Source organism: Clostridium sp. HGF2 (genome assembly GCF_964240115.1).
Lineage (GTDB): Bacteria > Bacillota_I > Bacilli_A > Erysipelotrichales > Erysipelotrichaceae > Clostridium_AQ > Clostridium_AQ innocuum.
This window is the reverse complement of record NZ_CAXSSO010000008.1, coordinates 34,193-57,829: the sequence shown is the minus strand read 5'-3', so window position 1 is coordinate 57,829 and position 23,637 is coordinate 34,193. Positions and strand designations below refer to the sequence as shown.

The 23,637-nt window shown below is 46.4% G+C and carries 19 protein-coding genes; 6 read left to right on the top strand and 13 right to left on the bottom strand.

The genetic code is table 11. The annotated features are described in order from the left end of the window. Nucleotides 1-79: 79 nt before the first annotated feature. The 5 genes from ACESPQ_RS14130 (at nucleotide 80) to ACESPQ_RS14110 (ending at nucleotide 5,357) form a co-directional block, all read left to right on the top strand. Entirely contained in the window at nucleotides 80-1,183 is a 1,104-nt protein-coding gene (locus ACESPQ_RS14130) for a class II glutamine amidotransferase (protein ID WP_002608854.1), read from the top strand. Next, nucleotides 1,174-2,679: a glutamate synthase-related protein gene (locus tag ACESPQ_RS14125; protein ID WP_002608853.1), complete on the top strand. Its 1,506-nt coding sequence runs from the start codon at nucleotides 1,174-1,176 to the stop codon at nucleotides 2,677-2,679. Before ACESPQ_RS14130 ends, ACESPQ_RS14125 begins: the two co-directional genes overlap by 10 nt. A 112-nt stretch (nucleotides 2,680-2,791) precedes the next feature. Further along, nucleotides 2,792-3,514 carry a glutamate synthase gene (locus ACESPQ_RS14120; RefSeq protein WP_002608852.1) on the top strand — a complete coding sequence of 241 codons (723 nt, stop codon included), beginning with the start codon at nucleotides 2,792-2,794 and terminating at the stop codon, nucleotides 3,512-3,514. A gap of 18 nt (nucleotides 3,515-3,532) precedes the next feature. Next, nucleotides 3,533-4,744 carry a glutamine synthetase family protein gene (locus ACESPQ_RS14115; RefSeq protein WP_002608851.1) on the top strand — a complete coding sequence of 404 codons (1,212 nt, stop codon included), beginning with the start codon at nucleotides 3,533-3,535 and terminating at the stop codon, nucleotides 4,742-4,744. 28 nt (nucleotides 4,745-4,772) lie between these two features. Continuing rightward, complete coding sequence (locus tag ACESPQ_RS14110; RefSeq protein WP_002608850.1) at nucleotides 4,773-5,357, top strand: ANTAR domain-containing response regulator; 585 nt, start codon at nucleotides 4,773-4,775, stop codon at nucleotides 5,355-5,357. Between the two features lie 787 nt (nucleotides 5,358-6,144). Here ACESPQ_RS14110 and ACESPQ_RS14105 read toward each other — a convergent pair. From ACESPQ_RS14105 to hemA, 9 genes are all read right to left on the bottom strand, one after another. After that, nucleotides 6,145-6,306, bottom strand: coding sequence for a hypothetical protein (locus ACESPQ_RS14105; protein ID WP_002608849.1), 162 nt, complete (start codon nucleotides 6,304-6,306; stop codon nucleotides 6,145-6,147). A 77-nt stretch (nucleotides 6,307-6,383) separates the two neighbouring features. Further along, on the bottom strand, nucleotides 6,384-7,571 hold the full coding sequence (locus ACESPQ_RS14100) for a D-alanyl-D-alanine carboxypeptidase family protein (protein ID WP_373144506.1): 1,188 nt from the start codon (nucleotides 7,569-7,571) through the stop codon (nucleotides 6,384-6,386). A gap of 214 nt (nucleotides 7,572-7,785) precedes the next feature. Further along, nucleotides 7,786-9,219, bottom strand: coding sequence for an aspartate ammonia-lyase (locus tag ACESPQ_RS14095; RefSeq protein WP_109770204.1), 1,434 nt, complete (start codon nucleotides 9,217-9,219; stop codon nucleotides 7,786-7,788). A 306-nt stretch (nucleotides 9,220-9,525) separates the two neighbouring features. After that, on the bottom strand, nucleotides 9,526-10,770 hold the full coding sequence (locus tag ACESPQ_RS14090) for a precorrin-2 dehydrogenase/sirohydrochlorin ferrochelatase family protein (protein WP_002608846.1): 1,245 nt from the start codon (nucleotides 10,768-10,770) through the stop codon (nucleotides 9,526-9,528). Continuing rightward, a complete protein-coding gene (gene hemL / locus ACESPQ_RS14085) occupies nucleotides 10,767-12,056 on the bottom strand; it encodes a glutamate-1-semialdehyde 2,1-aminomutase (protein WP_109770206.1) in 1,290 nt (429 codons plus the stop codon). Before hemL ends, ACESPQ_RS14090 begins: the two co-directional genes overlap by 4 nt. Nucleotide 12,057: 1 nt before the next feature. Beyond that, nucleotides 12,058-13,029, bottom strand: coding sequence for a porphobilinogen synthase (hemB, locus tag ACESPQ_RS14080; protein ID WP_002608844.1), 972 nt, complete (start codon nucleotides 13,027-13,029; stop codon nucleotides 12,058-12,060). Next, entirely contained in the window at nucleotides 13,022-14,482 is a 1,461-nt protein-coding gene (gene cobA / locus ACESPQ_RS14075) for a uroporphyrinogen-III C-methyltransferase (protein WP_373144505.1), read from the bottom strand. The genes hemB and cobA overlap by 8 nt, the downstream gene beginning before the upstream one ends. After that, nucleotides 14,479-15,378, bottom strand: a complete 900-nt coding sequence (gene hemC / locus ACESPQ_RS14070; protein WP_002608842.1) for a hydroxymethylbilane synthase — start codon at nucleotides 15,376-15,378, stop codon at nucleotides 14,479-14,481. The genes cobA and hemC overlap by 4 nt, the downstream gene beginning before the upstream one ends. Before the next feature lie 2 nt (nucleotides 15,379-15,380). Further along, nucleotides 15,381-16,592, bottom strand: coding sequence for a glutamyl-tRNA reductase (hemA, locus tag ACESPQ_RS14065; RefSeq protein ID WP_118002376.1), 1,212 nt, complete (start codon nucleotides 16,590-16,592; stop codon nucleotides 15,381-15,383). Between the two features lie 182 nt (nucleotides 16,593-16,774). On the opposite strand from hemA, the gene ACESPQ_RS14060 reads away from it, so the two are divergent. Continuing rightward, on the top strand, nucleotides 16,775-18,316 hold the full coding sequence (locus ACESPQ_RS14060; RefSeq protein ID WP_373144504.1) for a nitrite/sulfite reductase: 1,542 nt from the start codon (nucleotides 16,775-16,777) through the stop codon (nucleotides 18,314-18,316). A 135-nt stretch (nucleotides 18,317-18,451) separates the two neighbouring features. On the opposite strand, the gene ACESPQ_RS14055 is transcribed toward ACESPQ_RS14060, so the two are convergent. From ACESPQ_RS14055 to ACESPQ_RS14040, 4 genes are all read right to left on the bottom strand, one after another. Next, entirely contained in the window at nucleotides 18,452-19,078 is a 627-nt protein-coding gene (locus tag ACESPQ_RS14055) for a GDSL-type esterase/lipase family protein (RefSeq protein WP_373144503.1), read from the bottom strand. 556 nt (nucleotides 19,079-19,634) lie between these two features. After that, the gene (locus ACESPQ_RS14050) at nucleotides 19,635-21,038 is read right to left on the bottom strand and encodes a GntR family transcriptional regulator (protein WP_373144502.1); all 1,404 of its coding nucleotides are present in this window, start codon (nucleotides 21,036-21,038) and stop codon (nucleotides 19,635-19,637) included. Between the two features lie 58 nt (nucleotides 21,039-21,096). Beyond that, on the bottom strand, nucleotides 21,097-22,239 hold the full coding sequence (locus tag ACESPQ_RS14045) for a DHHW family protein (protein WP_002608837.1): 1,143 nt from the start codon (nucleotides 22,237-22,239) through the stop codon (nucleotides 21,097-21,099). Between the two features lie 12 nt (nucleotides 22,240-22,251). Further along, nucleotides 22,252-23,634 (bottom strand): MBOAT family O-acyltransferase, encoded by a 1,383-nt coding sequence (locus ACESPQ_RS14040; RefSeq protein WP_008727697.1) that lies wholly within the window; start codon nucleotides 23,632-23,634, stop codon nucleotides 22,252-22,254. Between the last annotated feature and the right edge of the window lie 3 nt (nucleotides 23,635-23,637).

Here is a 23,637-nt window from a genome sequence, read left to right as displayed (position 1 = left end):
CATTTAAAGAACAGGTAAGTTTCTGTTTAAATGAGCGTCTTTGTTTTTTTGTTATATTTGAAAGGAAGGATGTAGTTCTATGAAGAAAGAAGGTCAAATACGAATCCCGTCCGGATGTGCTATTGCTGCTGTCATTTCCAAAGAAGGAAACAGAATGTCCGGAGAAATGATTATAGATTCCATGAAACCCATGCATGAGCGTTCAAATGGGTTAGGAGGCGGTTTTACCGGATACGGTATTTATCCTCAGTATAAGGATTTTTATGCATTCCATATGTTTTATGACTGCAGAACCACGAGAAAAAAATGTGAATCTTTTCTGAAGGAACACTTTGAAATTATTCATTCTGAACTGATTCCCACATGTAAGATTCCTACCATTACAGATGAACCTATTATTTGGCGATATTTTGTTGATCCTCTGAAATCCGTTATGACAACCATGCAATTAGACGAGAAGGAATTCGTAGCCAGAACTGTTATGAAAATTAATACAGATATGCCCGGTGCCCATGTTTTTTCCAGTGGTAAAAATATGGGAACATTTAAGGCTGTCGGCTTTCCCGAAGATGTGGGTGTGTTTTATAAATTAGAAGAATATGAAGGATATTCCTGGATTGCTCATGGGCGCTATCCTACAAATACACCTGGATGGTGGGGAGGAGCACACCCCTTTACCCTGCTTGATTATTCTATTGTTCATAATGGTGAAATATCCTCTTATGATGCAAATAGACGTTTTATTGAAATGTTCGGATATAAATGTACCTTACAGACAGATACAGAAGTGATTACATATATGATGGATTATCTTCTTCGCGTACAGGAACTTACTTTAGAAGAGGTTGCCAATGTGATTGCAGCACCTTTTTGGAGCACCATTTCTACTGAAAGCAACTTAGAACTACGTGATAAATTAAAATACCTGAGAACCATCTTTTCCAGTCTCTTGATAACAGGTCCGTTTTCTATTGTTTTCGGTTTTAACGGAGGATTGATGGCTCTTAATGATCGTCTTAAACTACGCTCGATGGTTGTTGGCGAAAAAGACGATAAAGTGTTGATTGCCAGTGAGGAGGCAGCAATACGCATGATGGAGCCCCATGCAGAAAACATTTGGGCACCTGATGGCGGAGAACCAGTTATCGTTAAAGTGAAGGAAGGTGTAAATGAATGGGCTTAGAATTTATATATCCTGAATTTGAAGTTGTCAGAAATGAAACCAGATGTACCCATTGCCGTATATGCGAACAACAATGTGCGAATGAGGTTCACTATTTTGACGAAGAAAAAAGCATGATGAAATATGATGACACGAATTGCGTAAATTGCCAGCGCTGTGTTAGCCTCTGCCCTACTAGAGCTTTAAAAATTGTAAAAACCAATTGTACTTTACGTGAAAACGCCAACTGGCAGAATGATGTTATAAAAGAAATTTACAAACAAGCAAATAGCGGAGGTGTTCTTCTGTCCTCCATGGGTAATCCAAAGCCACTTCCTGTTTTTTGGGACAATATACTTATGAACGCTTCTCAAGTCACGAACCCCTCCATTGACCCTCTGCGTGAACCAATGGAGACACGGGTTTATCTTGGTAAAAAGCCGGAAAAGATCAAGCGTCTTTCAAATGGCAAGCTCTCTTGTAAATTACCGCCGCAACTAGAGCTATCCATGCCGTTACTGTTTTCTGCAATGAGTTATGGCTCTATCAGCTATAATGCTCATAAATCACTTGCTCTTGCTGCTACAGAGCTTGGCATTTTATATAATACCGGAGAAGGTGGTTTGCATGAAGATTTTTATTGCTATGGCGAGCATACAATTGTCCAAGTGGCATCCGGACGTTTTGGTGTACACGAACAATTTCTGAATACAGGAGCTGCAATTGAAATTAAAATGGGACAGGGTGCTAAACCGGGAATCGGTGGACATTTGCCTGGAACCAAAATTGTCGGTGATGTATCTCGTACTCGAATGATACCTGAAGGCTCTGATGCCATTTCTCCGGCTCCCCACCATGACATCTACTCAATTGAAGATTTAAGACAACTTGTTTTTTCCCTAAAAGAAGCCACAGCGTATAAAAAACCTATTATCGTTAAAGTAGCTGCTGTGCATAATATTGCCGCTATTGCCAGTGGTATTGCCCGTAGTGGTGCAGATATCATTGCCATTGACGGATTCCGTGGCGGTACAGGTGCCGCTCCAACCAGAGTACGTGACAGTGTAGGTATTCCAATCGAACTGGCATTGGCCGCAGTTGATCAAAGACTTAGAGATGAAGGAATTCGCAACAATGTATCTTTAGTGGTCGGTGGTAGTATCCGAAATGCCGCTGATGTAGTAAAAGCAATCGCATTAGGTGCTGATGCATGTTATATCGCCACTGCTGCTTTACTTGCCCTAGGCTGCCATCTTTGCCGGACATGCCAAAGTGGTAAGTGTAATTGGGGAATTGCCACGCAGAATCCTGATCTTGTAAAACGACTCGATCCAGAAATTGGAAGTAAACGGTTAGTAAACGTAATGAAGGCATGGCAACATGAAATCAAAGAACTAATGGGTGGTATGGGAATTAATTCTATAGAAGCACTGCGTGGTAACCGTCTGATGCTTCGTGGAATTGGTCTAAACGAAAAAGAATTAGAAATTCTCGGTATCTCCTATGCAGGTGAATAAACGGCTTATTTGGATTTTAACAGAGAAATGATACATCTGTTAGCATCGATTTTGAGACATTAAAAAGACATTCTAAAGAAACTCGTAAAAATGTGATGGGAGGTATGCTATAATGCAATTGATAAATGCTACAGGTTTAGATTACAAAACAATAAATGAAATGATCCGTAAAACGGATGATAGCTACACTATAAAAGCATGCTGTGGACAACGCTTTATCGGAGCCGGTATGTCTAATAAAAATATCACCATACTAGGGATTCCCGGAAATGCCCTCGGTGCATATTTAAATGACGCAGTCATTACAGTAAATGCAAACGCACAAGATGCAGTCGGTGATACCATGAATGAAGGAAAAATCATCATTCATGGTAATATCGGTGATGCTGCCGGCTATGCTATGCGTGGTGGTAAAATCTATGTAAAAGGCAATGCCGGTTATCGTGCCGGCATCCATATGAAGGCATACAAACGTAAGATTCCTGTCATGATCATCGGCGGTTCTGCAGGAAGTTTCTTAGGTGAGTATCAGGCAGGGGGAATCATTATTGTTTTAGGCTTAAATTCTAAGACTGAGCATATTGTCGGTCATTTCCCATGTACAGGCATGCATGGTGGTAAAATATATCTACGTGGGAATTATGATACTATTAACTTGCCAAAACAGGTTACAGCCAAAGTAGCAACTTCAGATGATATGAAAGAAATCGAAGAATACCTTTGTGAATATTGTCTTGATTTAGGACAGGATCTAGAAACTATATTAAATGCCTCTTTTACCGTCATTACTCCTGACAGCAAAAATCCATATAAGCAAATGTATGTAGCAAATTAAAAGAAAGTAGGTACGCTTATGAAGTATTCAAAACAAGAAATTTTACAGTATGTGAGCGAAGAAGATGTTAAATTTATAAGACTTGCTTTTTGTGATGTATTTGGCAAACAAAAAAATATATCCATTATGCCGGAAGAACTTCCTCATGCTTTTGAGGATGGCATTGCCATTGACGCCTCCGCTATTGCCGGCTTCGGCGATGAAACACATTCTGATTTACTTCTTCATCCTGATGCAGATACATTAATGCCTCTGCCGTGGAGACCGGAACATGGACGAGTTGTTCGATTGTTCTGCAATATATCGTATCCTGATGGAAGGGCGTTTGAATGTGATACTCGCTCTATACTGAAAAAAGCTATTCAGGTTGCAGATAAGGCAGGTATTCATTTTTACTTTGGTGCTGAGCAGGAATTCTACCTTTTTACAGTAAGTGAAACCGGAGAAGCCACAAAAAACCCATATGATAATGCCGGATATATGGACATTGCCCCGGATGACCGAGGTGAAAACATTCGACGTGAAATTTGTCTTACTTTAGAACAAATGGGTATTTATCCCGAACGTTCTCATCATGAACAAGGTCCCGGGCAAAACGAAATTGATTTTCGCTACTCTGATCCACTTACAGCCGCAGATAATGCAATGACCTTTCAAACAGTTGTGAAAACCGTTGCCGGATGTAATGGATTGATAGCTGATTTTAGCCCTAAACCACTAGCTGATAAACCAGGCAACGGTTTTCATATTAACATTTCAGCTAAGGCAGATGATAACTCAGATTATTTACACCAGATTATTGCGGGCATTCTTGCAAAAGTTTGTGATATGACTCTTTTTCTAAATCCATTAAATTGCTCTTATCAAAGATTCGGTAACGATAAAGCACCACAGTATATTTCTTGGTCTAGTGAAAACCGTTCGCAACTGATACGAATTCCCGCTGCAGTAGGAAAATATCGTCGAGCTGAACTTCGTTCCCCCGATCCGACAGCCAATAGTTATTTAGCATTTGCATTAATGATATATGCCGGACTCTATGGTATTCAGAATCACTTGCAATTAGCAGAACCTACAGATATCAATCTTTACAAAGCTAATGCAGATGTACTTTCAAAGTTCAAAATGTTACCATCTTCATTAAAAGATGCCTGTGAATCAGCCCTTAACAGTGATTTCATTAAACAACATATTCCCAATGAAATATTAGAAATATACTGTAATAGATAATATCAATAAGTGGAAGGAGGAATGCAGCATGAGTCTAAAAGAGCGTTGCTATAGCATACTTATCGTATCAGCAACAGATAGTTTTACTTCTGCCATCGGCGTGTTGCTTCCTGAATCCAGATATACTCCTATACATAACGCAACCACTATCAATGTGGCGAAAAGAATGATTGCTGAGCGATCCTACGATTTTGTTATTATCAATTCTCCATTATCAGATGATATTGGGACACGTTTTGCAATTGACACATGCACTCTAAAGCATACCGCTGTATTGCTCTTAGTAAAGGCCGATATACATGCCACAATTCACGATAAAGTTGCTGAACACGGTGTGTTTACATTACCAAAACCAACCTCCAAAGCGATTTTAATACAAGCACTTTACTGGATGGAAAGTATGCGTGAACGTCTAAGACAATTTGAGAAGAAATCAGTCTCTATTGAGGAAAAAATGGCAGAAATACGTATTGTCAATAAAGCAAAATGGCTATTAATCAGCGAATTGAAAATGAGCGAATCAGATGCTCATCGTTACATAGAAAAACAGGCGATGGATCAATGTATAACAAAAAGAAGCATTGCAGAGGTTATCATTAAAACCTACTCTTAGATCAACAAAGTCCAAAGTATAGTGATTTTCTTACTATTGGACTTTTTTACTATGCCATCCTAATCGACGGATTCAATACATTATTCTTATCCTTAATGTGATAATGCGCATTCCTATGGAATATATCAACTTTAAACATAAGCAGGGATAAATAAAAAGCAAAAACAATATTCAGAAGATCTAAGTTGTTTCTACAAACTCATTGACTTCACAATTTTACCTTTCTGTTTTCATTTATAAAATACACCGAGCTTGAACGCCTTCTTCTCTACCCTGAACTCTCATTTTTTACCTCGTGTTGCCTTGATGCTGATTTGATTGATCACAAAATGTATAGCATTTGCAATATTTTCCTCAATATTTCTCTAGTTGGAGCCGTTTAAATCGTTGAATTGATAAGAGTACTGATTTAATATACTCATTCTATCATTTTTTACATACTTGTCCCAATTTCCTAATTCTGTTCATATCTTTATATTTTAAATCCTTATCCAAAAATATTTACCTAAATCACCTAGAGCCAACTTTTTTATAAAATAGGAACGTAGGGCAAGCGTTGGATTTATTACGAAGGTTCATATACGGTCACCTACCCCTTTAAAGCACGAAGGGTAATGGAGCGCACGATGATTCAAATTTTGTCAATCCTGAGAAAAAAAAGACATTTATACTTTTTGGATTCTTACTTAAGCTTGCAAATTTTCAACTTCTAATTTACGAACAATCGATTAAGAACCACTTTTTGTATAAATGCATCTTTTTTATTCCTTTAACTTAATGACATTGGCTAAAACTCTTCCTCATCAAATCCTTCATCCAGATCACTGCTGTATTCTTCCATATAGCCTGCCTGTTCATCGGCGTCTGCACTGACTCTGCACAAGGCATACAGCAGAACGAACAGGAAGAAGACAGCTGCAATGCCTACGATCCATAGTACACTTGTCATCATATCCCTCTTTTCTGCTTCTATTGTATGTGTCTATGCAGAAGTCATGCGTTCGTTTACACGCCAAGTTCTGGCAATCAGGCAAGTGTATCGCTAAACGCCTTCATAAAGATATCCAAATAATTCAGCTGCTCCACGTCCTGATCAACACCGACTGGAGCCTCCATCGTATAGCCGTCACTCATCGTGATTTTCACCGTTCCGATAGCTTCCATAGCCTTATAAGGAGGCGTGTCTTTGGTAATCGTGATCTCCTTCTTTTGCTCTTTTGGTTCGCTTCCCTTTTCAAATACATAGACAAGATCCTTCAGGGTGACCAGATTGACACTGGAGGGCTTGCCGTTTTCCATCGTATAAGTCTTCAGCTTTGTTCCCTTCGGATACAGCAGTCCCTGTGCATACTGAGAAAAGCCATAGTCCAGCATCTGCTTGATTTCCGCATTGCGCTGCTTGCTGCTGGGTTCACCCATGGCTACAGCCACCAGACGCAGGTCCTTTTTCTTTGCCGTTACGGTTATACAGGACATAGCCTCTGTCGTAAAGCCTGTTTTCAGCCCGTCCACACCCTCATACTGCTTCAGCAGCTTATTGGTATTGACCAGCCAGAATTTCTTGTCCGTATTCTCGCGGATGTAGGCATCATAGGTGGAGGTGATACGCAACAGCTCCTCCCCGCCCTCGGCAATCAGAGCACGGGCGATAATCGACATATCCTTTGCACAGGTATAATGCTCGGGATCGTGCAATCCTGTCGCATTCATGAAGTGGGAATTGCTCAGCTTCAGCTCCTTTGCCTTGTCATTCATCATCGCCACGAAATGATCATTGCTGCCGCCTACTTTTTCCGCCATAGCCACCATGGCATCATTTGCACTGGCGATACAGATGGATTTCACCATATCGCGCACACTCATGGATTCCCCAGGCTCCAGAAACACCTGACTGCCTCCCATACTTGCAGCATACTCGCTTGCCGATACAGATTCATCCCAGCTGATTTTCTTGTCATGGAGTGCTTCAAAGATAAGCAGCAGCCCCATCATCTTCGTCATGCTGGCCGGATACAGCTTATCCGTTTCATGCTTGGCATAGATCACTTTGCCGGTTGTGTTCTCGACCAGATATGCCGCTTTGGCATTCGGTGCGAGATCCTGCGCATTCTGAGCAGGATCCTGTTTTGTTTTGTCATCCTGTGCGTGAATCTGCTGGGGAAGCAGACCCATGCAAAGACATATACTCAGACACAGTACAATAAGTTTTTTCATTTGCATCTACCTCACTAAAGTATATGGGGAAAGTGATGGCTTATGTCAAAAGAACAGGAAAAAAGGAAGGATCTGCTTTCTATAACAGTGACAGCACGCATATTTCATTTTGATGACAGCACAACCAGACAAAAAAAGACGCATCGCCATCCTTTTCAGAATATACGGATACGATTCACGTCTTTTCTTGTGAATGATGTTTCGCAGCTGTATGCTAACGCCCGGTCTGCTTCTTGCTTTTTTTATGCATGCCCGGTATACCGGCACGCGTCATTTCCCGAATATTAAGCACTTCCTCCAGCTTATCCTTACTCATCAGACCATTTTCCAGAATCAGCTCCTTCAGCTTCCGATTTTCCTTCAGGGCCAGCTTTGCCATTCTGCTTGCCTGTGCGTACCCAATATGAGGAGCCAGTGCTGTTGCTGTACCGAGGGAGTTCTCCATGACCTCTTTGCAATGTTCCGTATTGGCCTGTATGCCCATAACGGCATGTATACGCAGAGTATGACAGGCATTGCGCAGCAGGTCTATGGATTGAAACAGATTAAAAAACAGAACCGGTTCGAAAACATTCAGCTCCATCTGTCCGGCCTCCGCAGCCTTCGTAATTGTTACATCGTTACCGAATACCTGAAAGCAGACCTGATTGCATACCTCGGGAATGACGGGATTTACCTTACCCGGCATAATGCTGCTTCCCGGCTGCCTTGCCGGCAGAACGATTTCCGCAAGTCCCGTTTTGGGACCGCTGGCCATCAGACGAAGATCATTGCACATCTTTGATAAGGAAACACAGAGCGTTTTCAGGGAAGCATGCGCAAAAACAAAGGGGTCTACATTTCTGGTGCCATCGATAAGATCACGTGCACTCGTCAGCTCAATCTGCGTAATATCACACAGATGCTTTACACAGATGCGTTTGTAGCGTTCATCCGTATTGATGCCTGTACCGACAGCAGTTGCTCCCATATTTACGGATTTCAAATTGGAAAAAGCCACTTTGATCCTTCGGATGTCACGCACAATTGCCGTCGCAAAGGCATGAAACTCCTGTCCCATGCGTATCGGTACCGCATCCTGCAGATGTGTACGTCCCAGCTTGATGACATCATTAAATTCAATACTTTTGTCCAGCAGTGCCTCCTGCAGCAGCATCAGCTCCTCCAACAGGTCTTCAACCAGAAATAAGGCTGTCAGCTTTCCGGCAGTCGGAAATACATCATTGGTAGACTGACCGAAATTCACATGATCATTGGGATGTATGTAATCATAGACACCCAGCGCCTTCCCTGCCAGCTGAGCGGCACGGTTTGCCACAACCTCGTTGGCATTCATGTTGGTGCTTGTTCCTGCACCACCCTGTATGACATCCGTGATAAACCAGCAATCGAGCTTTCCCTGAATGATTTCATCACAGGCCGCTATGATATACCCTGTCCTCTCATCATCCAGATGCCCGCATTCGTGATTGGCCATGGCACAGGCCTTCTTGATCATGCCCAGCGAACGAATCATCGCCGGATGTGTCCGTAGATGTGTGATGGGGAAATTCTGTGCTGCACGCACCGTCTGTACTCCATATAATGCATCACAGGGTACCTGCCCCTCCCCCAAGGAATCTTTTTCAATCCGAAATTGTGTCGTCATAGTTTTCTCCATCTCCATTGTATTTTCTTTATCTTCATTATACTACGAAAGCGCTTTATTTACCTGTGCTTCCCGTATAAAATTTTCTAATATCCATTATAAGCCGCTTTATACATGCTTCACAGTTCCAAATTTCTGATTCACTGCTTATACACTGGATTCACATATCATCTGTAATCATCAAAATAGGCCGGTACCTCCTGCATCCTTTGGTATATGCCGTTTCTTTAATGAACGCCCTGCTCCTGTTTTCTATGCTTTTCTTTTCTATGTTATCAAAAGATACAAAAAAATGAAATGCCTGTATCATTCCATTTTTTGTATGATAAACTCCTGAAAAGCTCTCAACTCAATGCAGGATGCCTGCAGCACATGCACACTGCAATTTTGTTTCTGAAGGCTCTGTACCAAAGCAGAGCCGCCATCACTATCCTTACGGTAATGACTTCCCCGCAGCATGTACATGGGAAGAATTGCCACGCTTTCCTCTCTCCAAGACAGTATGCAATCCATTGTCTGCTTTTCATGAACGGCATGGAAATGGACATCCTCTTTCATAAGTCCCTGCAGCAGTTCACTGAATGCTCCGTCTACACACGAATGATAGATAACAAGCAGATTGGCACAGCCGCTTTCCCTGCGTACCTCCTGCAGACATTGCCAAACCTCTGAGCGTTCTTGAAACATAAGCGGCTTTACCCGTACATTCTCACTCTTTATGGAAAGAAGACGGCTGTAATAGCGGCCGTTTTGAAACAGCATCGGCACCAGGGTGACCGGAATATGCAGGGACTTAACGATTTGCAGCCATTGCGCAACCGGCTGTGCTGATGTATCACTGACACCTTCGAAGAGAAATGCCGCTGCAGCTACAAGATTTGTTTTCCTGTGCTCTATGGCGGCACAAAAGTTCTCCAGTTCCTGAGACACATCCTCCTTCACTCCATGAAAGCATACCAGCTGCAGGCCTTTCCCCTGCAGGGCCTGCTCTATACAATACAGATCACGCTGAGACATTCTTACCAGACGGGAAAGCAGCTGCGGGCGTTCCACCTTCTGGATATGCTGCAGGATATATGGACGCAGCTTGCGCAGCATGGCGATACGGGAAGCGTAGGTCTCCTTCACAACAGCATTCATTTCCTTCAGAATCTGACGGGCAAGCAGCGGACTTGCCCCTTTTGTCCCTGCTGCAAGCACATACTCTGCTGCTTCCTCCACAGCCAGAGCATGCATGCTGGCACCACAATTCTGCTGGACACTCATCGCAAAGATACCTGCCTGCTTGGCATCCGCGCATATCTGCCTATTGGTGATCAAATCATCACAGCAGGCAATGACCAGCATCTTCCCCTGCAGCTGCTGCGGGCGATAGGAATCGGTTATGCAGGGATAAGCAGCCCCTTGAAAGCATGCATCAAACTGCTTTGCGATAACGACAAGCTCTGCCCCCTCCTGCTCCAGCTGACAGCACTTGCGATAGGCGATGCGACCGCCTCCGATGACCAGTACCGGCACACCCTGCAGCGACAGCTGTACACACAGACTCATATAAGCTGCTTTAATGCTTCCCGCATGATTTGCAGGGTATGATCCAGCTCTTCATACGTATGGGCAGTAGAAAGAAACATTGCTTCATATGGCGATGGTGCAATTAAAATGCCATGATCATAGAGATAGCGGAAATAGCGCTCGAACAACGTCCCATCGCAGGTCTGCACATCCGCAAAGCTGTGAACGCTCTGTCGGGTAAAAAACAGGGTCAGCAGACTTCCCGCCTGATGAAGCTGATACGGCAGCTTCAGCTCCTGTAGAATTGTCTGCATACCTTCTTTCAAATACGCCCCCTTCTCCTCCAGCTCAGTATAAGTTTCGGGATGCTCCTTCAGATATCGCAAAAGACGGCAGCCCAGGTGCATCGCCAGCGGATTACCGGACAGCGTACCTGCCTGATACACCGGTCCGCTGGGACTTACCGATTGCATAATGTCCGCTCTGCCGCCATACGCACCAACCGGAAGTCCGGCTCCGATGATTTTTCCGAAGCAGGCCATATCCGGTACGATTCCATACAGCTCTGCAGCTCCGCCATACCGTACACGAAAGCCGCTGATCACCTCATCAAAAATCAATACGATGCCATGTACGTCACATAGTCTACGCAATCCCTGAAGAAATTGAGGTTCTGCTTTCACCACACCCATATTCCCTGCAATCGGCTCCAGTATAACTGCCGCAATCTCCTGTTCATTCGCTTTGATTACTGCCTCCACATTCTCCAGATCATTGTAGCTGCATACAAGGGTATGCTTTACAACATCCGCCGGAACACCCGGGCTGGTAGGCGTTGCAAATGTCAATGCTCCGGAACCGCTTTTCACCAGCAAGCCATCACTGTGCCCGTGATAACAGCCTTCAAATTTGATTATTTTATCTCTTCCTGTAAAACCGCGGGCAGCCCGTATGGCAGACATGGTTGCTTCTGTGCCGGAATTCACCATACGTACCATGGCAAGACCGGGATATGCATCCGTGATCAGCCGGGCAAGCTCCACCTCCTGCGCTGTGCAAAGGCCGAAGCTGATGCCCTTTTGAATAACCTCCTCCAGATGCCTGCTAAGCAGCGGATGGGCATGTCCCAGAATCATCGGTCCCCAGGAGCCGATATAATCCAGATAAGTGTTGCCATCCACATCGACGATATGGGATCCATAGGCATGATCCGCAAACAGACAATCCGCATGAGCGCTGGAAAAGGAGCGTACCGGTGAATTCACACCCCCGGGCATCAGCGCACAGGCCTCATGAAACAGAGCAAGACTCGATGTATGCTTCATATCACTGTACCCCCTCATCAATTTTACGGGCGAGATACAAAGCAAAATAGGTGATGATCAAATCGGCACCTGCGCGCTTCATTGCCAGAATGCTTTCAAAGATTGCTTCCTCACGAACCAGGCCCTGATCCACCGCCATTTTCAGCATGGCATATTCTCCGCTGACATTATAAACTGCCAGCGGCAGGGAGAACTGCTCCTTCGCTTCTCTGACAATATCCAGATAGGCAAGCGCCGGCTTCACCATCAAAACATCAGCGCCCTCATCCACATCCGCCTGCAGCTCCCGCAATGCCTCTTCCCTGTTTGCATAATCCATCTGATAGCCCTTTCGATCCCCAAAGCTCGGTGCAGAATTGGCAGCAGCTCGAAACGGTCCGTAGAAGCTGGAGGCATACTTTGCGCTATAGCCCATAATGGCAACATTCTGAAAGCCTGCACTGTCCAGTGTCTGTCGAATGGATGCTATATGACCATCCATCATATCACTTGGCGCAACCATATCGATGCCTGCCTGTGCATAGCTGAGTGCAATGCGGTTCAGATAGGACAGCGTTTCATCATTCATCACATCTCCCTCGGCATTGAGAATGCCGCAATGACCGTGGTCGGTATATTCACACATGCACACATCCCCAATCACATAGATTTCCGGTGCATACGACTTGATAAAGCGAATCGCCCTCTGTACGATACCCTCCTGTGCATACGCCTGAGTGCCGCAGGCATCCTTATGATTCGGAATACCGAACAGGATACAGGACAGAACCTGCGCTTCTCTCATTTCATCCAGAGCCTCACACAGACGATCAATGGAATAATGATAAACCCCGGGCAGTGTTTCAATTTCCCGGCATATATTTTCGCCTTCCACAACAAATAGTGGATATATCAAATCTCTTTTCGTCAGTACCGTTTCCTTCATCATGGAACGGATAACCTGGTTTTTTCGCAGTCTTCTTCCTCTATACATGCGCTTCCTCCTCTATGATACAGGTGCCGAACAGCCCTTTATCCGCTTTCGGCAGCTCGATAATATGTTTACAGCCATAGCTGCGTAATGCTCTTGTAGTATGTGCTCCCATGGAATAGACCTTCAGCTCAGTAACATCCTGACACTCCATGAGCCTTCCAAGACAGGCATGCACATGGAAGCTGCATGTGAACAGCGCTCCGTCATAGACGTGCTGCGGCAGGTCAAAGGGCAGCTCTTGCACCGTATAGGCCTTGCAAAGTGATACATGTGCATGCTCCTGCAGCTGCTCAAACAGCACACGATTATCATTGTCCGCCTTCACAAGCACGAGACGGTCATTTTTTGAAATATGCTTTTGCAGCTCCAGTGCCAGATGCTCGCTGTCCTCCTGCTGCGGCTGTATGTCCGCCTGTATGCCATAGCGGGCCAGCACCTGCCTGCTTTTCTCACCCACCACGGCGATTTTAACAGTAGAAAGCTGACGTACATCCTGTCTGCGCTGCACCAGCTGTGTAAAGAAAATCTCAATGGCATTGCGGCTTGAAAATACAAGAATATCTGTTTCCTGCAGATTGACATCATTCAACAGAGCCGGGTTTGCACAAATCCTTCCTGTTGTTATGCAATCAACGGCAGCACCCAAATCCTGCAGCTCAAGCTGCAGCTCTCGCTTCGCATCGGAAAACTGAGGAAGCAGGTAGCGTTTTTGAAACAAGGGACGCCGTTTCATGAAATTCAATTCCTCCTGCAAATTGATTACCCCGCCTATAACAATCAGTGCGGGAGAAACAATTGCGGAAAGATCTCTGTCTTCGATATCCTTTAGCGTTGCCGTCACCATCGTCTGTGTCGCTCGGCAGGCATTGCTGACAAGTGCAATCGGTGTATTTGGATTACGCCCTGCCTGCATAAGTCCGGATACGATTGCGGACAGCTGTTGCAGCCCCATATAGAAAATCAGCGTATCCCGGGTATGTGCCATACCTGCGTAATCAAGGTCGCTCATGGTGCCCGCTTTGCCATGTGCACTCATCAGGCGGGCACCACTGGCATAATCGCGATGCGTAATCGGAATACCGGCAAATGCCAGACCGCCGATTCCGCTGGATATACCGGGTATGATTTCAAATGGTACATGGGCCTGCGCCAATGCCTGTGCTTCTTCCCCGACACGACCGAACACACAGGGGTCCCCTCCCTTGAGCCTTACAACCGTATCAAACCGGGCCGCCTTCTCAATCATCAGACGCTGAATCTCCTCCTGTGCCATGGCATGCTTCCCTGCCTTTTTGCCAACATAAATGCAGTCACAGTGCTTTGGTGCAAATGTCAGGATTTCAGGATCCAGCAGACGATCATACAAAATGCAGTCCGCTTTTTGAATCATCCGCATCGCACGCAGTGTCAGCAGCTCCCAATTGCCGCAGCCGGCTCCGGTAAGATAAATCATAGACCTTCCTCCACTTTTTTCCGTAGGCGCTGCGCCGCTTCAATGGCCATCGCCTGTGCCTGTGCTCTTGGTCCGCTCACATGCAGATCAAACAGCCTGGCTCCATCCTCACTGCCATAGACCGCAAACAGCTCTGCATCAGCCTCATGTAGTATGCATCTGGCGCCCAGCGGTGTATGACAGCCACCGTTGAGCTCCTGTAGAAAGGCACGCTCGGCACAGACCTCCTCATCCACACGCTTTGTACACAGTGCATTGACAAGCTCCACAAGGTCATTCCTCTTTTTGTGCACCTCTATGGCAATCGCCCCCTGTGCAACCGCCGGTACCATGATATGCTCCGGCAGGGTTTGAGTTATATACTGTGCAAGCTGCAGCCGCTTTAATCCGGCAGCTGCCAGAACGATACCATCCAGCTGCTGATTCTCCAGCTTTTTCAGCCGTGTTTCGATATTTCCGCGTATGCCGACGATTTCCAAATCCTCACGCTGCCGCAAAAGCTGAAACCTGCGTCGCTTGCTTCCTGTTGCGATGCGGGCATGCAGGGGCAGTGACTCCAGAGATGTTGCATTACGCAGTACGAGGACATCGCGTGCATCCTCTCGTAAAAGCGTTTCGGTAAAGCACAGACGCCCATCCAGCACCGAAGGCATATCCTTCATGCTGTGTACAGCAAGATCAATCGTATGCTCCAGCAGCTGCTGCTCTATTTCCTTTACAAAGATTCCCTTATCCTTCATCTGGTCCAATGCCACATGCTGGATACGGTCCCCCTTTGTGGTAATCACACAGATTTCAAAGCTATGCTGGGGATACGCCTTTTCCAGCAGTGCCTTTACCTCTTTGCATTGAGCCAGCGCCAGCGCACTTCCTCTGGTTCCCATTCGTATATGCATGATCAGTCTCCTTTCAGCATCGCTTCCAGCAGCCGCGCATACAGCTGCTGATCCTGCCCCTTCGCTTTTTTCAAGGCCAGCATCGGCTCCTTGACCATTCGCAGAAAGGAGGTGTGCAAAACCTTTTTCAGCACCTGCTGCTCATGCGGGCTGAGCTGCAGCCTTGTTTGGAGCAGGGCATAGGTATCAGCAGCCATCTGCTCACTACGCTGCTGCAGAGACTGAATCAGATGATCCACCTCCTGTGAATGCAGGCTGGCATACGCTTCCTGTGCCGCAGCCTCCAGCATGGCGTGAGCCTTCTGCAGCAAGGCTCTTCGCTGCTCCAGCTGCTCATCGGCCTCCCGCTGCAAATGATCGATATCAATCACCACACGCCCCCTTTGTGCCAGCTGCGGATCGATGTCTCTTGGCATCGCCAAATCCACATACAGCTGTTTTCGATCAATCGGCGGCATGTCCTCCCTGCGCAGAATCCGATGCGGGGAGGCTGTCATGGAACAGATCACATCACAGTATGGAAGAACCTCATAGCGCTTTGAAAAGGGAATGTATTCCATAGCAGCTGACATCACCTGCCGGGCCTTGTATCGGCTGCGGCTGCACACATACAATGCGGACAGCTCCTCTTCCTGCAGGTACTGCAGCATCAGTGCAGCCATTTCTCCACTCCCGATAACCAGAACACTCGCATTGCGCAAAGACATGGCATTGCGGATATTTTTCACAGCCAGATAGGCAATTGATATCGGATGCTCACTGATTTTATATGCTGTTTTCAGCTGTTTAACCGCCGCAAAGCAGCTTTGAAACATGCGATGCAGCTGTTTTCCACACGCCTGACACTGATTGGCCATTTGATAGCAGCTCTGTACCTGCCCCAGAATCTGATCCTCGCCAAGCACCATGGAATGATATCCGGCAGCAACCTCAAACAGATAACAGGCAGCAGTCACGCCTGTTTTCAAAAACAGCGGAACAGCCTTTCCGGCAGCCGCCAGAAACAGCTCCCTTATCTGATCCAGCTGTTCCTCCTTTTCATATATGAAATACAGCTCGCTGCGGTTGCAGGTGGATAGAATCACAGCCTGTGTGATATCCACATCCAGCAATTGATTATACAGCTCCATTTTCTGTGTATCGGAAAATGCAGTACAATCTCTCACATCCGCATCGGCTTCCTTATAAGACACACCGTATATCCCGAACTCCATGCCTTCACCTCTTCCTAAAAATCCAACCAGATATATTATAAAGGCTGTAGGATGCAGATACAAGCAGGCAGGATAGAAACCGTATAAGAATTCCTTATACCCCTATAACACAGAACAATTTGTCGATGTGCCAAATTCGTGCTACTATGATACATGAGTGCAATTTTAACAAGGAGGAATTTATGAACGACAATCTGAGAGAAGAACTGCGTTCGGAAATAGAGGATTTCCGTACACAGACCAAACGGTTTCTGGACAAGGAACTGAATGTAAAGGAATTTAAAGGCTATTCCGGAGGCTTTGGAAGCTATGCCCAGCGGGGTGCCACCAGCTTCATGCTGCGGCTTCGTATGAATCAGGGGGTCATGACAAAGGACAAGCTGAAATTCATATGTGATACCTGTAAGGAGCATGGGGTAAGCAGAGCGCATTTTACGACCTGCCAGACGATCCAGCTGCATGATTTAAGCGGTATGGAGATTCCCATTATCATGTCAAATGCTCTGGATCACGGCATTGTCTGCCGTGGGGGCGGCGGTGATTTCCCGCGTAATGTCATGTGTTCCCCACTGAGCGGTGTGGATCCGCAGGAGGCTTTCGATGTCCTTCCCTATGCGGCGCGTGTCGGCGAATACCTGCTGTCCATCGTAAACAAGTACACCCTGCCACGCAAGCTGAAGGTTGCGTTTACAAACTCTTCGCGCAACGAGGCACATGCGACCTTCCGTGATCTGGGCTTTGTTGCCAATCCGGATCATACCTTTGATGTATATTGTGCAGGAGGACTTGGTAACAATCCGCGCATGGGTGTACGTGTGGGTGAGCATGTCGCACCGGAAACAATTCTATATTATGTATCCACGATGGTATTGATGTTCATGGAATTTGGAAATTATGAAAACCGCGCCAAGGCAAGAACCCGTTATATGCAGGAAACGCTTGGCAGTGAGGGCTTTGTGGATGCTTATCGTGAGCGTCTAAAACGCGCTTTGCAGGGACAAAGCCTTACCATAGCTGTCCGTGAGGAAGCAATCACGAAAACAGGTGATGCACAAGTGCTGAGCGATCGCAGAGTCTTTACCCAGAAGCAGCATGGGCTGTATGCTGTCTATTATCACCCGATCGGCGGAAGTCTGACACCGCAGAAGCTGCAGGAAATCTATGACTGCATTCGGGATATGGAAGCTGTAGAGCTGCGTCTGACTCCCCAGCAGGGTGTTTACATCATCAACTGTACCGCTGCCGAGGCCAAATGTGTACTGGCTGTCACAGGGGATGGTGCCCGCAATACCTTTGAAGAAAGTACGGCGTGTATCGGAGCCTCCACATGTCAGGTGGGGCTGCGCGATTCTCAGGGTGTGCTGAAGGATGTCATCCTCTATCTCAGAGAAAAAAATTATGCAGATCATGTATTGCCGAAAATATTTATTTCCGGATGTCCAAGCTCCTGCGGAACCAATCAAATTGGACAGCTGGGCTTTCAGGGAACGGTAAAGGTCATTGACCGCAAGCCGTATCCGGCCTTCACCCTCAGTGTATCCGGCAGTGATTCTTTGTATCACGAACGCTTTGGAAATGTTGCCGGTGTTGTTCTGGAAGAGGACATGTGTCTGTTTTTAGCGGCCATTGCCGATGCCGTAACCGCAGCGGGTATGGATTTCAACACCTGGCTGGAAAAAGAAAAAGAACAGCTGGATGCCATTCTGAATACATATTTGAAATAAGAATCCGACAGTATGGAAATGCTTAGCTTCATCCTGAGTATTTCTGTCACCACTGTCTGTAGGGTGCAGGTTCATCTGCACCTTTTCTTTTTCGCTTCCGCACTCTCTTTGATATATGATGCATAGAAGCCCCTGTCAATCTGATTCTTTCGGTAACAGACCCGCACAGGCAACCATATACCGGAGCCATTTCGGATAATAGGGATACTTCGGGTGTATGCCATCATACTCATAGACCTCATCCTCCCATTCCATCAGCGAGCTGTTATCGATAAAGGTGAGCTGAAGCGCATCGCACATGTCCTTAAGCGCCCGGTTGTAGCTATGATACCTGTGCTCCCCGCCATTGCGCCGCATGACATCTCTTCTCAACGGAAGAATGGAATTTATATAAACTGCCGTCTGTGGCAAAGCACTCTGCAGCATCTGTATCTGTCTTCGGTAGCAGGCAATAAAGGCATTGAGATCTTTCCCGGAACGGAGCATATCATTTTTTCCATATTCCATGAAAATCACCGAGGGCTGCATGGAAATAGCAAACAGCAAATCGCCCTGAATACTGTCGATGCAGCGGTTCCGCTTTGCCACAACATTATGTTTTCGAAGCAGGCGGAAATCCAGTATGGATTCTGCCAGTGAATCCCCCAGAATCACTGCTTCCTCATAGCAGGGCACCATCTCGTAAATCGGCTGTGTCTGCTTCTTTTTTGAAATCCGGTAGCGTCTTGTTTTTTGTCCATCTGCATCTGATTTTGTCATCATTCTATCCACCTCGGATTTCCATAATCCTTTATACACGATCCTTGACCGTAGTAGTACCACTTATCATTATATGATGCATGTGTGATAATTTCAACAGTAAGAGCAACGGATTTCATCAGATGTATATGCGATGCGAACTCAGCCGGTGCTATATTTTTTCTATGTCTGTCATTATGAAAGCAAGGGCTGCCACAGCTAACCCACAAAGCCTTTTCGCCTGCATATCAGGATGATATTTGTCCTATCGGCTGCTTTTCTGCTTGTTATATCACATATGCTTTAACTGCAAAAATACCGCATTCATATCTTCTGCTTTTGCTCACTTCCGCTATCTGCAAAAAGGCAATGAGAAAAGGCAGTTACACGAAGCTCTGCTTCGATTGCCCCAGATTTCCTACAGATAAAAGAGGTATGCTTATGAGCTTTCTTTTATTTTTATCCGGTATACAGGCCTGCCCAAATAAAAAAACTTACCAGGCAATATCTTTCCTGATAAGTAGTAGTATGCTGCATTTCTCATGTATGCAAAGAGCGTGACAGCAATATGACAGCGCCTTTAGCACCTCTTCATTTTCCAGCTGCCCGTTTCATTATGCAGCAGGGACTGCATAAGCTGTATCGCCCTGCGTCGTTCTCTGTTGCGCAGTGTTTGGCACAGACTTTTCATATCCTGCTGTATCTGTTCATCGGCTTCATGTCCAAACAGCGTTCGGATCAGCATACTGCCGCATACCGCTTCCTCGAGCTGCTCTGCGATATTGCAGATACACGGATTCTCATGATGCTTTATAATGAACAGAACCGATTCCGGTGACAACCTCTTTTTCTCCTGTATCTCCTTTGCAAGACCTTCCAGCTCCTTCCATGTACAGCGCTCCATACATACGGAAAGGGTTGCCTTGGCGAGGAGCTCTGTCAGCTCCAGCATACAGATGTAATAATCCAGCAGGGGATGCAGCTGTTCCTGCTGCTGAGAGGATATCTTCTGCTGTGAAGTATATACAATGCGGCTGCCAAGTCCGTTGCGTGTTTCCACAAGCTGCAGATCATTCAGAAACTTCATTGTCCTGCGCATTGTACGCAGGGATACCGCATAACGCTCGCTCAGCTGCTCTAGGTTCAGCAGATGACCATCCGGATAGCGGTTTTCCGCAATATCCTTTACGATGCTTCCCGCCGTCTTCATATACAGAAAGGACACCTCACGCCCCGTATACCATTCAAATTCAATTCCCTCTTGCGGATGGATTCCCTTACAGATCCGCTCCAGATAACGCATGCTGTCCTTTTTTGTAGTCTCGCAGAAATAGCGTATCGTCTTTTTCATCATGAATGGATTATTCTGCATGACAAAGAGCAGAATCTTGGCAAGTGTTTCACTGAGCTTCACCTTATTATCCGCAAGCGCTTCCTCGGAATTCTCTTTCTTTGCATAGGGCAGATACAGAAAATCAAGAAGCTGCTTTGTCAAATCCAGAAGATAGGCGTTTCCAAGAAAGCCTAAAACCTTCAGATACAGCTGCTGCAGAGCCTCGTTCAGCTCATACAGGGTATGCTCCTTCTGCGTCAGCTGACGAATCCCGAACTGCAGCTCCTCCAAATGCTGTGCATCGGCATGCTGTAAGGCTGCATGGATTGCTGTCGGCATTAACATCCCCAGAGCATCATACACATGAGCAACCCCATCCCGTGAACAGGCCATGCGATACAGAAAATACCGATTCTTCTCGAGATGATGTATATCCAGACTTACCCGGGCACAGCTCCCCTTTTCCCGCTGCAGTGCCCCATCCTTCTCCAGCAGTGCTAGAGCTGCGCGAATCGTATTTCTTCCGACTCCGAACTGCTCACACAGTGCCTGCAAAGAAGGCAGCTTTGTACCATAGGGGTAGGTTCCTTTATAAATATCCTGCAGAAGCTGACGACTAATCTGCCGATATAATGTTGCTTCCTGTTCCATGCGATCACCCTCCAACAGCTACAGTATACCGCACCAGCCGCTGTTTGGGTACTCTTTTTTACTTCACTTCTTTTTTCAGTATCTCATTGAGGGAATCATCACTGAAAAAGGTATTTGCATTATATAGAAACAGAATTTCCTGTATTCCCTGCTCTTCGATCAGCTTGTCCAGATCATCATAGTAATAACGCGGATCAACAACGGTGATACTTTTGTAATACGGTATCAGAAACGGCAGAAAGCAGTTGGCGTAGGAATCCTTGATAACGAGCAGCCGTTTGCCACTCTGCGCTGTATCCAGCTGCATCAGACCGTGATTGCCGCCGAAGAATACATCATACGGATTTGCGGATGCCGCCTTGTCTCGTTCAAATACAGTCGCAGTCCTTCGCTGCTCCTGTACATAGGTGACCACAAGCTCCTGCGATTTCTCTGGCACATAAATATCCACATGATCTTTTTTACCGCGATAATAGCCGCTGGCATTTGCCAGTGTACCGTAAAACTGATCGTTTACCGTATATACCTCATAGTCTGTTTTTCTCTTCTTCTTTTCCGCTGCACACCATGCATCAAAGGCAACGGCTGCCCCCCGCGTTGTCCAGTGATGATCACTGGCATAATACAGCTCCTCACCCCGGTGCTGCCAAAGCGGTGCTGCCGCATCGATCCAGGTAATGGCAGCCGGCAGCTTTTTATGAAAATCCTTTAACGTTTCCAGCTGGTCCTCCCCCTGCTCGTACACCGGCAGCTTCTCTTTCCAGATTGCCGACTTATTGGGGATAAGCAGCATGGACAGCTTCTTATCCCCATGCCGCTTTGCGAAAGACCGCAGCTGCCCTGCTTTTGTCTGAAGCCGTTCTTGATTTGGCCTTTCCTGCTTTTGAAACAGAATACCGTCCTGGCCGATAATAACATCCTGCAGCTCTCGCTTCCCAAGTATATAATTCAGGTTGGCGTGAAGCTGTACAAGTGCAAAGCGCTGATCAAACTGATCCCGGAGCCATGCTTCACTCTCCTTCTGAAAGCTGCCATGGAATACGGCTGCCATATCCGCAGCGGGGCGCTGCTGTAAAACACGGTTTTCCTTTTCTGAAAAGGCAAGGTCCCGATGTCCAAGATGCAGCAGGATAAAGCCGATCATACAAAGCAGCATCGTCGAGATGACACCATAGCTGCGAAGAGCATTCCTGATTTTCATAGCGATACCTCCTTAAAACTGCACATACAGAAATGACTGGTATCCTGCAGACATCAGACAGGACAGCAGAATGACAAACACGACAACGGTCAGCACCGGCTTCAAAAACCACTGCTGATCACGCAGGGCATACATGAGATTACTGCTTACTACAAGCGGAGCACGGGTGGAGAACACCGCTGCCGCACACAGCCAGAAGCCGTAATTCACAAGCAGGGAAAGTGTCTGCCTATCGACGACTCCATGGGTTGTCGTAAACAGCTGTCTGTAGTACACGACCGCCTGGGACAGTCCGTCACTCGCAAAGAGCACCCAGCCCAGCATCACCATAGCGAAGGTAAGCATCATGCGAGCAGCCGACGGCAGCCGCTTCAGGTAGGGATGAAGCACGAATTTTTCCAGTATGAGCAATATGCCGTAATACAGTCCCCAGAGCAGAAAGGTCCAGCTTGCACCGTGCCAGAATCCGGTAAGCCCCCATACAAGCATCAGATTTCGCAGGGTACGCCACAAGCCCTTTCGATTGCCTCCCAGTGGAATGTACACATAATCGCGAAACCAGCTTCCCAGAGTCCTATGCCAGCGGCGCCAGAAGTCCGTGATGCTGGTCGATGTATAGGGATGATCAAAGTTTTCCTGCAGACGAATACCGAACATCCTTCCCAGTCCGATTGCCATATTCATATAGCCCTGAAAATCAAAATAGATCTGAAAGGTGTATGCAAGCAGGCCCAGCCAGGCGCTGGCCATGGATACGCTGTGCGTGCTTGTATAGGACCAAAGCGGTGCCAGTGCATCTGCCAGCAGCAGCTTTTGAGAAAGCCCCATCAGAAAGCGGATGGCCCCTTCCTCCAGCATGGCAGGCTGCCAGGTGTTTTTCAGCTGCCCTCCCCATACATCATAGCGTTCAATCGGTCCCATGATCAGCTTAGGAAAAAACGTCAGATAGACCGCAACCTGTAAAAAGGAGGCAGGCCGTATGACTTCGCGACGGATATCGATGAGATATGCCATTGCTGTAAAGGTGATAAAGGATATCCCGGGCGGCATAGGCAGCACCTCATAGGATATGGGTACGGATAAGACCGCAAACAGAGTATCCAGAAAAAAGCCGTAATATTTATAATAAAACAGAAGCACTACCAGCAGCAGTATGCTTTCTGTTAACCGTCGTGCACGCCGCTTTTTCTCAACCGCCCCGATATAGCGGCCAAGAGCGTAAACCATGCAGACAAACAGCAGTAATAAGCAGGCATTGCCAATCCCGCCCCATGCATAAAAGAATAGGCTGAACAGCAAAAGCAATACCTTCCTGACCTTCGGCTTCACCACGATGTACAGTCCCAGTGCACAGGGTAGAAACAGAAACAGGAATATCAGGGATGGAAATGTCATAGC

What these genes read in the sequence shown, in the direction of transcription:
- ACESPQ_RS14130 (WP_002608854.1), top strand. Translation starts at nt 80, where the DNA reads ATGAAGAAAGAAGGTCAAATACGAATCCCGTCCGGATGTGCTATTGCT.
- ACESPQ_RS14125 (WP_002608853.1), top strand. Translation starts at nt 1,174, where the DNA reads ATGGGCTTAGAATTTATATATCCTGAATTTGAAGTTGTCAGAAATGAA.
- ACESPQ_RS14120 (WP_002608852.1), top strand. Translation starts at nt 2,792, where the DNA reads ATGCAATTGATAAATGCTACAGGTTTAGATTACAAAACAATAAATGAA.
- ACESPQ_RS14115 (WP_002608851.1), top strand. Translation starts at nt 3,533, where the DNA reads ATGAAGTATTCAAAACAAGAAATTTTACAGTATGTGAGCGAAGAAGAT.
- ACESPQ_RS14110 (WP_002608850.1), top strand. Translation starts at nt 4,773, where the DNA reads ATGAGTCTAAAAGAGCGTTGCTATAGCATACTTATCGTATCAGCAACA.
- ACESPQ_RS14105 (WP_002608849.1), bottom strand. Translation starts at nt 6,306, where the DNA reads ATGACAAGTGTACTATGGATCGTAGGCATTGCAGCTGTCTTCTTCCTG.
- ACESPQ_RS14100 (WP_373144506.1), bottom strand. Translation starts at nt 7,571, where the DNA reads ATGAAAAAACTTATTGTACTGTGTCTGAGTATATGTCTTTGCATGGGT.
- ACESPQ_RS14095 (WP_109770204.1), bottom strand. Translation starts at nt 9,219, where the DNA reads ATGACGACACAATTTCGGATTGAAAAAGATTCCTTGGGGGAGGGGCAG.
- ACESPQ_RS14090 (WP_002608846.1), bottom strand. Translation starts at nt 10,770, where the DNA reads ATGAGTCTGTGTGTACAGCTGTCGCTGCAGGGTGTGCCGGTACTGGTC.
- hemL (WP_109770206.1), bottom strand. Translation starts at nt 12,056, where the DNA reads ATGAAGCATACATCGAGTCTTGCTCTGTTTCATGAGGCCTGTGCGCTG.
- hemB (WP_002608844.1), bottom strand. Translation starts at nt 13,029, where the DNA reads ATGTATAGAGGAAGAAGACTGCGAAAAAACCAGGTTATCCGTTCCATG.
- cobA (WP_373144505.1), bottom strand. Translation starts at nt 14,482, where the DNA reads ATGATTTATCTTACCGGAGCCGGCTGCGGCAATTGGGAGCTGCTGACA.
- hemC (WP_002608842.1), bottom strand. Translation starts at nt 15,378, where the DNA reads ATGCATATACGAATGGGAACCAGAGGAAGTGCGCTGGCGCTGGCTCAA.
- hemA (WP_118002376.1), bottom strand. Translation starts at nt 16,592, where the DNA reads ATGGAGTTCGGGATATACGGTGTGTCTTATAAGGAAGCCGATGCGGAT.
- ACESPQ_RS14060 (WP_373144504.1), top strand. Translation starts at nt 16,775, where the DNA reads ATGAACGACAATCTGAGAGAAGAACTGCGTTCGGAAATAGAGGATTTC.
- ACESPQ_RS14055 (WP_373144503.1), bottom strand. Translation starts at nt 19,078, where the DNA reads ATGATGACAAAATCAGATGCAGATGGACAAAAAACAAGACGCTACCGG.
- ACESPQ_RS14050 (WP_373144502.1), bottom strand. Translation starts at nt 21,038, where the DNA reads ATGGAACAGGAAGCAACATTATATCGGCAGATTAGTCGTCAGCTTCTG.
- ACESPQ_RS14045 (WP_002608837.1), bottom strand. Translation starts at nt 22,239, where the DNA reads ATGAAAATCAGGAATGCTCTTCGCAGCTATGGTGTCATCTCGACGATG.
- ACESPQ_RS14040 (WP_008727697.1), bottom strand. Translation starts at nt 23,634, where the DNA reads ATGACATTTCCATCCCTGATATTCCTGTTTCTGTTTCTACCCTGTGCA.